The 11,424-nt window shown below is 38.5% G+C and carries 9 protein-coding genes, 1 other RNA gene and 1 pseudogene; 7 read left to right on the forward strand and 4 right to left on the reverse strand.

All coding sequences use genetic code 11. The features are described from left to right. Positions 1–61: 61 nt before the first annotated feature. From CAPGI0001_RS12445 to CAPGI0001_RS12465, 5 genes are all read left to right on the forward strand, one after another. On the forward strand, positions 62–976 hold the full coding sequence (locus tag CAPGI0001_RS12445; RefSeq protein ID WP_002670446.1) for an MbnP family protein: 915 nt from the start codon (positions 62–64) through the stop codon (positions 974–976). A 1-nt stretch (position 977) separates the two neighbouring features. After that, positions 978–2,033 (forward strand): cytochrome-c peroxidase, encoded by a 1,056-nt coding sequence (locus CAPGI0001_RS12450; RefSeq protein ID WP_002670536.1) that lies wholly within the window; start codon positions 978–980, stop codon positions 2,031–2,033. Positions 2,034–2,036: 3 nt separating this feature from the next. Beyond that, positions 2,037–3,071 (forward strand): leucine-rich repeat domain-containing protein, encoded by a 1,035-nt coding sequence (locus CAPGI0001_RS12455; protein WP_002670374.1) that lies wholly within the window; start codon positions 2,037–2,039, stop codon positions 3,069–3,071. A 67-nt stretch (positions 3,072–3,138) separates the two neighbouring features. Continuing rightward, the gene (locus CAPGI0001_RS12460; protein WP_002670558.1) at positions 3,139–4,212 is read left to right on the forward strand and encodes an MbnP family protein; all 1,074 of its coding nucleotides are present in this window, start codon (positions 3,139–3,141) and stop codon (positions 4,210–4,212) included. Positions 4,213–4,291: 79 nt separating this feature from the next. Next, a complete protein-coding gene (locus CAPGI0001_RS12465; RefSeq protein ID WP_002670548.1) occupies positions 4,292–5,320 on the forward strand; it encodes a cytochrome-c peroxidase in 1,029 nt (342 codons plus the stop codon). On the opposite strand, the gene CAPGI0001_RS12470 is transcribed toward CAPGI0001_RS12465, so the two are convergent. Both CAPGI0001_RS12470 and gyrB read right to left on the reverse strand, forming a co-directional pair. Continuing rightward, positions 5,321–5,752, reverse strand: coding sequence for a hotdog family protein (locus CAPGI0001_RS12470; protein ID WP_002670486.1), 432 nt, complete (start codon positions 5,750–5,752; stop codon positions 5,321–5,323). Between the two features lie 57 nt (positions 5,753–5,809). Continuing rightward, positions 5,810–7,780, reverse strand: coding sequence for a DNA topoisomerase (ATP-hydrolyzing) subunit B (gene gyrB / locus CAPGI0001_RS12475; protein ID WP_002670768.1), 1,971 nt, complete (start codon positions 7,778–7,780; stop codon positions 5,810–5,812). 241 nt (positions 7,781–8,021) lie between these two features. On the opposite strand from gyrB, the gene ypfJ reads away from it, so the two are divergent. Both ypfJ and rnpB read left to right on the forward strand, forming a co-directional pair. After that, positions 8,022–8,879 carry a KPN_02809 family neutral zinc metallopeptidase gene (ypfJ, locus tag CAPGI0001_RS12480; protein WP_002670749.1) on the forward strand — a complete coding sequence of 286 codons (858 nt, stop codon included), beginning with the start codon at positions 8,022–8,024 and terminating at the stop codon, positions 8,877–8,879. Between the two features lie 57 nt (positions 8,880–8,936). Further along, an RNA gene (gene rnpB / locus CAPGI0001_RS12650) (RNase P RNA component class A) lies at positions 8,937–9,244 on the forward strand. A 132-nt stretch (positions 9,245–9,376) separates the two neighbouring features. Here the strand turns inward: rnpB and CAPGI0001_RS12485 are convergent. Together CAPGI0001_RS12485 and CAPGI0001_RS12490 are read right to left on the reverse strand one after the other, a co-directional pair. After that, positions 9,377–9,957 (reverse strand): annotated as a pseudogene (locus CAPGI0001_RS12485) (porin family protein). A gap of 173 nt (positions 9,958–10,130) precedes the next feature. Beyond that, entirely contained in the window at positions 10,131–11,348 is a 1,218-nt protein-coding gene (locus tag CAPGI0001_RS12490; protein WP_002670743.1) for a transglutaminase-like domain-containing protein, read from the reverse strand. Positions 11,349–11,424 lie beyond the last annotated feature (76 nt).

An 11,424-nucleotide genomic window follows, 5' to 3' on the forward strand; every position in this document is an offset into this window, starting at 1 on the left:
TAATCACTAGGGTTGGGTGTCTATGCCCTTAAAATTCTATTAATTCTTAATTATCCATAAAATGAGAAATTTAAAAACTTTCCTAATTGCTACCACTGCAATAGTGGCACTTTCATCTTGCAGTAAAGACAATAATACTCCTCAGCCTGCCAAGCCTAATCCAGGACAAGAGGAAAAGCCTACTCCAGAACTACAAGGAAATGGAAAAATCGCCTTACAGTTCGAAAACTATGTGGGAGAAGAAAAACTCACCTTAGGAGCAGATGCTAATGCTGCTAAAGCATATACTTCCAATGGGCAGACCCTCAAATTCTCAGAGGTAAAATATGTGATCAGTAATATCCGCTTAATAAAAACAGATGGCAAGGTTGTTGACTATAATAGTGATAATCTTGATACAGGAGCCTTTGTATTGGATCAATCAAAACCAACTTCCTTAAAAATAGACCTAAATAATTTACCCTCAGGTCAATACAAAGAAATTCAGTTTGATTATGGAATTCGCAAGGAACTAAATAATTTGGATGAGACCAAGTTTCCTAAGTTCTACAATGCTGCGGGAAAAAATGATACTCGTATGCATTGGGAATGGGGAAAAGGATATCGTTTTACTAAAATTGAAGGTTTTTGGGGTGATCAAGACAAACCTTTATCCATTCATACAGGTAGTACTATTAAGGACAGGGACACAAAGAAAATTGGAGTTGACGCCTGCCGTATTATAAAACTCCCTTTCCCTAAAGAAATCTCTATCAGTAATAAAGACACAGAGATTTCGATTATTGCTGATTTTGACAAACTCCTTAATGGCACTAAAAAAATCACCCTAACGGAGGATGATCCTGACAATAATCCTAATCATAGTGCAACACCCAGTACCCATTCTGCCTTACAAATGATAGATTTCGTGAATAATCTTGCAGGAGACAATCAGAATAATACTGTAGGAATGTTCAAGATAGCGACCTTGAAATAATATGCATTTTTATTTACAAAATATAAAAATCAACACTTTAAAATTCTTTATTTTTGTACTTTTCTTTTCTTCTTGTAAAAAAGAAGAAACAGCAAAAATAGAGCTCTTTAATAATCCGGTCCTTTCCTTGGATAAACCTTCTAATTTTCCTGAGTTTGACTCCTATAATCTTAGGACTAATGCCCCTACCTTAGTAGGAGTCGAAATAGGTAAAAAGTTATTCTTTGACAAGCAATTAAGCAGAAATAACACTATCTCCTGTAATTCTTGTCATACGAGTGCTTATGCTTATGGAGATAATAAGCATAAGGCCATAGGTATTGATGGACGAATTGGTCTTCGCAACACTCCGCCCATACAAAACATGATTTTTCTAAATACTTATATGTGGGATGGAGCGGTGATTGATCTTAAGGATCAGCCTATTATTCCTATTATTACCCATGAAGAAATGGATTCTTCTATCAGTGAAGTACTCAGAAAAGTTCAGAAAGATGATACCTATATAAAACTTTTTAAAAGAGCTTATCCCGATGGAGAGATTACTTCTAAGCGTATATTAGAATGTTTAGCTCAATTTATGTTTACCCTAATATCCGCTAATAGTAAGTATGACAAGATTATGCGGAATGAAGGCGTTTCCTTTTCTGCTGAGGAACAGAAAGGATATCTTATATTCCAACAAAAATGTGCTTCTTGTCACAAAGAACCTTTGTTCACTGATCAATCTTTTCGAAATATTGGATTCCCTAAGAATCCTAATAAAATAGAAGAAAAGGGAGTAGCAAGAGTTTCAGGAGAAAAAGCTGATCTGTACAAGTTCAGAGTCCCTAGTTTGCGAAATATAGAGGTTACGGCTCCTTATGGTGATCATGGACAATTCACTTCTTTGGAAGAAGTACTTTCTTATCTGGATCAAGGAGTAGAAAATGATGCCAATTTAGACCCTTATCTAAAAGAAAATGGAAATAGGATTCCCCTCTCAAAAGAGGAAAAAAAGTATGTGATTTCTTTTCTAAAAACATTAACTGACTATACTTTTATCAAAAATAATTAAAACATGAAAAAAATATTATTAACTATTCTTGTATGCGCTTCATTGGCGTTTACTCAATGTAAAAAGGAGGATAACTCAGACCCTTTAAAAAAAGAAGAAACAAAACCCTCTTTAAAGGATTTTTCTCTATCCCAAAACAATGTATCTCTTACTAAAGAGACTGAACAGAAGATAGAAATTACTTCTGGGAATAATGAATATACCTTTGAACAATCAGAAGAAGATAAAAAAATTGCACAAGTATCTCTCTCTTCTGACAAGAAAGAAGTTGTAATTAAAGCACTTACTGAAGGAAAAATCTCTATAAAAATTACAGATGTTCCTTCTAAAAAAGAAATATCTTTAGTCATTTTTGTCTTCTCGAAAGTAACTCCTAAAGATTATGAACTCAGCCCTGACAAAAAGACCTTGATTAAGTGGATCGGATCCAACACGAAGAGTTTGGATATGAATATTATAGAAGCTCTTAAAGGGGTTACCAATATAGAAGAAGAAGCTTTTTCCGAAAATAAAAATATTGAACAAATTATTCTTCCAAAAGGACTTACTTCTCTGGCTGATAAGGTTTTTGTGGATTGTATCAATCTAAAAACAGTTTCCATTCCTGACACAGTAATAAGTATCGGAAGAGGAGCTTTTGGAGGTTGTACCAACTTAGAAGAAGTACAGCTTCCTAAAGGACTTACTGAAATCAAAGATACATTCTTCTATGGATGTAAATCCCTTACTAAGATTACAATCCCTGAAGGAGTTGAATCTGTTGGTTATAATGCCTTTGAAGAAACTCCTATCAAAGAAATCATTTTCCCTACTGCTCTCAAAACATTAGACACTGATGTCGTTGCATGGTGTGAAAAACTGGAAAAGATAGTATTCAAAGGTACTACTCCTCCTACTATTGATTATAGTTCTCTAAAAAGAAAGGTAGAGAATCCTCCTTTGAAGATATATGTCCCTAAAGGGAAAAAACAAACTTATATCAATAGCTCTGAAGAATGGAAAGACTTAGAAGAACTTATCGTAGAGAGTAACTCTTAGTCTTTATCTAACTAAGGCTACAAATTAATACATTATCCATTAAAATTATTATTAATACATATTAAAAATGAGAAATTTCAGAACACTCGTTATCGCTACCACTGCAATAGCGGCACTTTCATCTTGCAGTAAAGACAATAATACTCCTCAGCCTGGCAAGCCTAATCCAGGACAAGAGGAAAAGCCTACTCCAGAACTACAAGGAAATGGAAAAATCGCCTTACAGTTCGAAAACTATGTAGGCAATGAGAAACTCACCTTAGGAGCAGATGCTAATACTGCTAAAGCCTATACTTCCAATGGACAAACTCTCAAGTTCTCAGAGGTAAAATATGTGATTACCAATATAGTCCTTGTAAAAGCAGATGGTACCAAGGTTGCTTATCATACTGAAGACTTAGATAAGGGAGGTTTTCTTATCAATCAAGAAAACACCGCTTCTCTGTCCCCTATTCTTAGTAAAATTCCTCAAGGGGACTACAAAGGAATAGAATTTGGATTGGGGGTAAAAAAAGAGCTTAATAACCTTTCCTTACAAGACAAATTTCCTAATTTCTACCGCCTTACAGGTTCTTTCAAACAAGCACAAATCATGCACTGGGAATGGGCTAATGGCTATCGCTTTGTAAAACTTGAAGGTTGGTTCTCCAACCCTACTCCTGGTAAAAACAATAAAGGAGAAGATCTTCCTGCTATTACAGATGGAGAGCTCTCCATCCATATCGGAAGTGCTTTCAAGGGTACTAAGGTAGTAGATGATGACCAAAAAGTAAAAGAAATCAAAGATGAAGTGCTCAATACGGATAGAGATGCTTTCCGTTTTGTTTCTTTAGAATTTCCTAAGCTCCTCTCTGTTAAGGAAAATACTCCTGCTAAGGTAACAATCAAAGCTGATTTTGATAAACTCATCAATGGCACTAACAAAATATCTTTGACCGGAAAAATCCCTGTAGTTCATAGCCTTGCGAATATGTTCCCTTTCGTTAATAACATAGGAGGTAACCAAGGGATTGACGGAAAACAAATCATTATAAAAGATATTCCTACTAAGAAAAATCCTGATCCTAAGGATCCTCAATCTGGTTTAGATAATAGTAAATTGGACAAAGTCGGCATGTTCTCTGTTATTAATGTAGAATAATTACTTTCCTACTATACTCTGCCTGTACTTAAGAATATTTAAGTGCAGGCTATTTTTTCCTTAACTATTTATATTTTCTATGAAAAACATACTAACTTTTTATCTTTTACTTTTCTTTTTATATTCCTGCAGCAAAAATAGTTCCGAAGAAGCTCAACAGATTACCAATCCAAGGCTTTCTTTGAACATTCCTTCCAATTTTCCTCCTCTAAACCCTTTTATTGAATCAGCTTACCCTACCCAGTACGGAGTAGCTTTAGGGGAAAAACTCTTTTATGACTCACGACTAAGCCATGACAATTCCATCTCTTGTGCCACTTGTCATATCCCAAAACAGGCTTATGCTGATAAAAATCCTCGTGCTGTAGGAGTGGCCGGTAGAATAGGACTCCGAAATACCCCTCCCATTCAGAATATGGCTTTTCTCACAGAATACATGTGGGATGGAGCGGTTACTGACCTTAAGGAACAGCCTGTAACTCCTATCGTCACTCATGAGGAAATGGACTCTTCTCTCTTGGAGGTAATAGAAAAACTCAAAGATGATCCAGCCTACAAGCAAGCACTACTCAAAGCTTATGGTGATACAAAATTCTCCTCAGAGCGTATCTTGGGAAGTATGGCTCAATTCATGTACACTTTGATCTCTGCCAATAGTAAGTATGATCGGGTAACTCGTGATCATACAGAGACTTTTACTCCTGTGGAGGAAAAGGGATATACCCTTTTTAAGCAGAAATGTGCTTCTTGTCACAAGGGGGCTCTTTTCACAGATGAATCTTTTAGGAATGTGGGGTTCCCAAAACATCCAGATGTAGTAGAAGAAGCAGGTCGAGGACGTGTCACAGGAAATAACGATGACCTTCATCGCTTTAGAGTTCCCTCTCTGCGCAATATAGAATACACAGCTCCCTATGGAAGTTTTGGACAGTTTGCCTCTCTGAAAGATGTTTTGGACTTCTTTTCCAATGGTGTTACTGATTACCCTAACTTAGATCCTATCTTGAAGAATAACGACAAAAAAATTCCTCTTACAGAAGAGGAAAAAGAAGCTCTTATTGCCTTTATGCTCACCCTAAGTGATAAGGCATTTGTAGGAAGAAAGTAACTACTTCGCCAGAACGGTTTTCATTTCCCCTTGGGCTATACAGATATCTTGTATGTAGGTTTCCATTCTCACTAAGGTAACCTCCATGAACTCTTGGAGAATAGTAATATGAGTGCGTATGTCCTCTCCTTTCTTGGGCAGGGATTGTATTTCTATATGTTTTATGGCACCTATATATCCCATAGGGGTAGGTAGGGCTTTGAGATAATATCCATAGCCCTTGTGTAGGGCAATGCTCTGTGCCATATGTTCTATAAGTCCAGAAGCGGAGAGGTTCCCCTCCTGTACGAAGATATTCTCCTGAGTGATCGTAAGTCCCACTACAGCAGTCTCAGGGGTATACTCCCACAGGGTATCAACCATGACCATTGGGGAGCGCTGAGGGATGAGTTGTATGATCTGCTCTGGTGCAGAAATAGGTAATTCTTTCATGTGAAGTCAAGGTATAAAAAGAGCGGCTACACAGCCGCTCTTTTACATTTAGGTATATTAGGCGTCTATATTGGCGTATTTGGCATTTTTCTCAATAAACTCACGACGAGGTGGTACATCGTCTCCCATAAGCATAGAGAAGATTCTATCGGCTTCTACTGCGTTTTCTATAGTAACCTTTCTTAGAGTTCTGTGGCGAGGATCCATAGTGGTATCTGCCAATTGTTCAGCATTCATCTCTCCCAAACCTTTGTAACGCTGTACAGCTACCTTAGTCTGTGCTTGCTCATAGAACTCTTTGGTAATAGCATCACGTTCTTCATCTGACCAAGCGTATTGTTCCTTTTTGCCTTGCTTAAGCAGGTAAAGGGGTGGGGTGGCTATATATACATGCCCCTCCTCTATCAGCTCTCGCATATAGCGGAAGAAGAAAGTAAGGATCAAGGTAGCGATATGTGAACCATCCACATCGGCATCGCTCATGATGATAATCTTGTGATATCTTAGCTTACTAATATTAAGCGCCTTAGCATCCTCTTCTGTTCCTATAGTTACTCCAAGGGCGGTATAGATATTCTTAATTTCTTCATTCTCAAAGACCCTATGCTGCATGGCTTTTTCCACATTGAGGATCTTACCTCGAAGGGGGAGAATAGCTTGAAACTTCTGATCGCGACCTTGCTTGGCAGTACCTCCCGCTGAATCCCCTTCGACTAAGAAGAGCTCGCAGTTCTCAGGATTTTTATCTTGGCAATCAGCCAATTTGTTTGGCAGACCTGCCCCTCCCATAGGAGATTTTCGCTGTACGGCTTCGCGAGCTTTCTTAGCTGCCAAGCGGGCTTGAGCGGCAAGAATTACCTTATTTACAATCGTCTTGGCATCTTCAGGGTTTTCTTCCAAATAGCTCTCGAGCATATCGGAAACAGCTTGGGAAACAGCCGCAGTCACCTCTCGATTACCAAGTTTTGTCTTAGTCTGTCCCTCGAACTGGGGTTCCGCTACCTTGACCGAGATAATAGCAGTAAGCCCTTCACGGAAGTCATCTCCGGAGATCTCCAAGGGGTTTTTCTTGTCCTTACTGGCTTTCTCAAGCAAGCCTGACTTATCTGCATAGTTCTTCAGTGTACGAGTAAGCCCCATACGGAAGCCCTGAAGGTGGGTACCTCCCTCATGGGTATTGATATTATTGACATACGAATGGAGATTCTCATTGAAGGAATCATTATAAATCATAGCTACTTCCACAGGAATTTCGTTCTTTTCCCCTTCCATAGCAATGATTTTTTTGATAATGGGTGTACGATTACCATCCAAATATTGGATAAACTCTTCTAACCCTTTTTCTGAGTAGAATGTTTGGGAGATGGGCGCTCCTTTTTCATCCTGATGGCGCAAATCGGTTAGGGTGATGTGGATACCTTTGTTCAAGAAAGCCAACTCTCGGATACGATTGGCCAAGATATCATAATTGAACTCCACTGTCTGTTGGAATATTTCCGTATCAGGCAGAAAAGTAACCTTAGTACCACGCTTCTCTGTTTTTCCTTTTTCCTTTACTTGATAGAGAGCTATCCCTCGCTCATATTCTTGTTCCCAGATTTTTCCATCACGGAATACGGTAGCCGTAAGGTGAGTAGAAAGGGCATCCACGACGGACACCCCTACACCATGCAGACCACCAGATACTTTATAGGAACCTTTGTCAAACTTTCCTCCAGCTCCTATCTTGGTCATAACCACCTCAAGGGCAGATACTCCTTCTTTCTTGTGTATATCCACAGGAATACCACGCCCATTATCCTCCACTGTTACTGAGTTATCTGGATTGATTACTACAGAAATAGTGTCGCAATAGCCAGCAAGTGCCTCATCAATGGAGTTGTCAAGCACCTCATATACTAAGTGGTGTAACCCCCTTACCCCTACATCGCCTATATACATGGATGGGCGCACACGTACGTGCTCCATCCCTTCCAAGGACTGAATATTATCTGCCGAATATTTGTTTGGGTCTAATTGTTCACTCATTATGTTTGTTACTAAAAATTCGGACAAAGATACAATGTTTTTTTTTCTCTCACAAATATTTTCAAGGAAAAAATTAACGGCAAAGGATGGGAAAAGCGGGCAAGACCTCACAGCTGAATCTATGAGGAATAGAGGTCTGTGAATAGTCCACCCTTGAGGAGATAAGAGAATGAATCATTAACGATTAATCATTTGTCATTAATGATTAAAAGTTGTATCTTTGCACCCAAAAATAACGCTTATGAAGTGGCAAGGACGACGACAAAGTGACAATGTGGAAGACCGCCGAGGGGTGAGTACCACAGGAAAAATAGCCGCCGGAGGGGGGCTGATAGGAATTGTTATTCTCCTCTTACAGATGTTCGGAGGAGAAACAGGACAGGCGGTAGCGCCTCTCTTAGAACAGTTTAACCAAACACAACAGACCTCACAAGTGGCCAATGAGGCTGATCTTACAGAAGAACAAAAACAGATCAAGGCTTTTACCGCTACAGTACTGGCTGATACAGAGGATATTTGGGAGAAAATATTCAGGGAAAACAATTTAGGTACCTACCAAAAGCCTACCTTAGTACTTTTCACCGATGCTGTACAGACTGCCTGTGGGAATGCCAGCAGTGCTGTAGGTCCTTTCTACTGCCCTGGAGATCACAAGCTGTATATGGATATGAGCTTCTTTGAGGAACTTCGTACTCGATTTGGTGCTAAGGGTGGTGACTTTGCCATTGCTTATGTGATGGCTCATGAAGTAGGTCACCATATCCAGACTCTCTTAGGCACTTCCCAGAAGGTACGCCAAGCTCAGCAAGGTCTCAGCCAAAAAGAAGCTAACAAACTCTCGGTAGCGCTGGAACTACAAGCAGATTTCTATGCGGGAGTGTGGGCTCACTATGACAAACAATATCTCGATGCCGACGATATAGAAGAGGCCGTAAGTGCCGCCAATGCCGTAGGTGATGATGCCATCCAAAAACGTATGCAAGGACAAGTAGTCCCCGATTCCTTCACCCATGGTACTTCCAAACAGCGTGTAGAATGGTTTATGAAAGGATACAATACAGGAGATATCAATCAAGGAAATACCTTTAATAATAATTAATGATTAATGACCAATGATTAATCATTACTGGCATTAATCATTGATCATTATAGAAGTTGGGTAAATCAGCTTATCGCTACCTCTATTAGGTAGAGGAAAGTCCGGACACCACAGAGCACTATAGCGGGTAACGCCCGTCCGCCGTAAGGCGAGGACCAGTGCAACAGAAAGCAAGTACAGTACGGCTGTAGTGAAATCAGGTAAACTCTATAGGGTGCAACGCCAAGTATACCGACAACTAAGAGTGGCTCGCTCAATGCCGGAGGGTAGGCGGTTAGAATGGTCTGGCAACAGCCCATCCAGATAAATGATAAGCACTTTCCCTCAAGGAAAGCACAGAATCCGGCTTATGATTTACCCACTTTTTTAGTAAAGAAAGAATCCTGAATATGAGATTTATAGGATCTCTCCAGAGAGTTTTTTTTATACTACAAAAGAAAAACCGTTCCAATTATGGAACGGTTTTTTTATTTTATCTTCTTTTGGGTATTGGGGAATTAGAACTTATATCCTACTCCTATTTGAATCACGCGATTATTGGTATAATTCTTAGAATCTCCATTTTTATCCAAATTGGCCAATCCCCAGTTATAAGAAGCCTCAAAGAACAATCCATTGTTAGGCAAGTTGTATTCTGCTCCTAAGCCAATACCATAGTCAAAATGGTTGTAGGCATTACTATCTATAGTTTCTGTCTTACCATTCGATTTTCCTTGTGCGCTAAGGATATATCCTGCATAAAGACCTGCTTTAGGACGGAACCCTTCGAAGTCATACTTTATCCAAACAGGGAGGTTAAGGGTGTGTTGTATATATTTTCCATCCCCTTCTTTTGCCTTAGCTCCTTGGTTAGAATAAGTAAGTCCTGCATCCATAAGAACTACATCGTTAAAAGCAAATTCTGCCAAACCTCCTATATAGAAAGAAGGACGAATATTACTTTTCACTTTCACATCATTTACTTTGGTAGCTACATTAGCAAGGTTAAGCCCTGCGCGAGCTCCAAATTTTACTTGTGCGTTGGCTCCTGCTATGGGGTAAGAGCGGCAAACGCTAAGGTCATTAAAATTTTCTTCATATTTTAAAGTTTATAGGATTCAGAATATAGGGTTAGGAAAAGTTTGTAAGGGCTAAAAATAATGTTTGTACTAAAATTACTTTTCCTATACTCCTTGTAATCCTTGATTAACTAAAAAAAGTACACCAAAAACCATGTCAAAGTGATTTTTAACTACTAAAAAGTGACACTAACTATGGTTTTTCCCAAAAATAATCAGGATCATGTGAGATATATTCTTCTTTCCCGTTAGGCTTTACAAATCCTGTAGGTAAGAGAGCAACAAAAGTAGTGGCTGTTTTCCTAAAACGACTTTCAGGGTTAAATTGACTTTGTAGTGGACAAGAAAACCAATACAAGTTTTTTGCCATATAGTTCTCCAGATACTCTTCTTTGGTTTGCTTTTCCTTGTTATTCCAATTGGCATCTTCATTGAGTACCAAGGGCTTATTATGTATCAGTCGATCTCTTACTTCTGCAATACTTAAGAGATTCCCTTTTTCGTCCTTTACATAAGCATTATTAGTAGGGTCTATCCATATCCATTTCTCTAATTGTGAAGAATATACACTATTAATTACATGACAATCTGAGTCATCTGGATTTTTTGGCATACAAGTTATATAGCGAGAAGGAATACCCATTGCCAGATACATTTCATTGAGTGTAATAGCCAAATGCCTGCAATTTACTCCTTTTTTTGTCGCTTTATGATAGTTATAGATATCTATAGCATCAAACTCACAAAGAGCATAATTACCGCCATCATGAGCAATATTATCATGTACAAAGTGAAGTAGTTTAAAAATCTTGGAGAGTTCATCCCCTGTTCCCACTACAGAATCCAACTTAAAATAATTTTTCACTTGCACAAGAGAAGGATCGGTAGCTGACTGATACGTAAAATGTGGAAGTGTATCTCTCTGCTCTTTTTGATAAGCTCCCGATTGCTGCAATAGTGCCAATTTATCAAAGGCTTTGAGCTTTTGTAGCAGCGCAACAAATTTCTTTTCCTTACGGATATTGACTAAATCTTTATCTGTCTTTACATTTCTATAATCATCATATCCCAAAGCTACTGCTTTTTCAAGAGCCGCAATGGCTTCTTTTTTCTTATTTTGCAACGCACATACACAAGCCAAATTATAATTCATACTTGCCTTTACTCCTCTGATGAGATTTTTGTAGTCCTTTTGTTCCTTTTCACTAAGAGACACTTCTTCTAATTTCTTTATATATGTAAGGAGTAGCTGTTCCTCCTCTGCATATTTTTTACCTTCATGGAGTGCTTGCAGGGAAAGCTGAGCCTTTTGGAAATCATTGAAATAGTTCTGCAAAACAACGGATTGTATTTGAGCCTTTGCCAATGAGGTAAAAAGACTCAAAATAAGGAATAAAAAATATTTTTTCATCTCTTAGGTGTTTTAAAATTGATATACAAAATTACGATTTTAAAAAAATAAATACAAGAAAAACGCCTAAAATAAG

The sequence above is a fragment of the Capnocytophaga gingivalis ATCC 33624 genome, assembly GCF_000174755.1.
In the GTDB taxonomy this organism is placed as follows: Bacteria; Bacteroidota; Bacteroidia; order Flavobacteriales; family Flavobacteriaceae; genus Capnocytophaga; species Capnocytophaga gingivalis.